The sequence below is a fragment of the Corallococcus praedator genome (assembly GCF_003612125.1).
Taxonomy (GTDB): domain Bacteria; phylum Myxococcota; class Myxococcia; order Myxococcales; family Myxococcaceae; genus Corallococcus; species Corallococcus praedator.
Map to the genome: position 1 here is coordinate 1 of NZ_RAWI01001254.1, position 410 is coordinate 410.

The following is a 410-nucleotide window of genomic DNA, read 5'->3' on the forward strand; positions in this document are numbered from 1 at the left end:
GCCCCTTCCAGGGCCTCGCGTTCCCAGGGACCATTTCGCAGGTGCAGCGTCAAGTCCGGCAGGATCGCCGCCTCCGGCCCGGCCAGCGCCGCACGCGCCGCCTCGTCGCATCCCACAGGGCGGTCCACCAGGGCGTAGCGCGCCTGCTCCAGAAGCTGCGGGATGGTCTTGGCGCGCGGCTTGGCCGAGGGCAGGGCGGCGAGGAAGCGCTCGCGGTGCGCCGGCGGCAGGGGCGCGCCGCCGGTGGCCGCGAGGAACGCCTCGACCTCGGCCAGCAGCGCCGCATCCGGCGCGGCCGCCATGTGCTGGCCCGAGAGGCTCAGGAGCTTCCTGGCGTCGAAGCGCGCCGGCGCCCGCCCTATCCCGGCGAGGTCGAACGCCGCCATCGCCTCGGCGTCGCTGAAGAAATC

At 75.4% G+C, this 410-nt stretch carries 1 protein-coding gene; it reads right to left on the reverse strand.

Annotated elements, in window-relative coordinates:
- On the reverse strand, positions 1–410 hold a 410-nt coding region (locus D7Y13_RS46605), incomplete at both ends, for a hypothetical protein (RefSeq protein ID WP_208734714.1).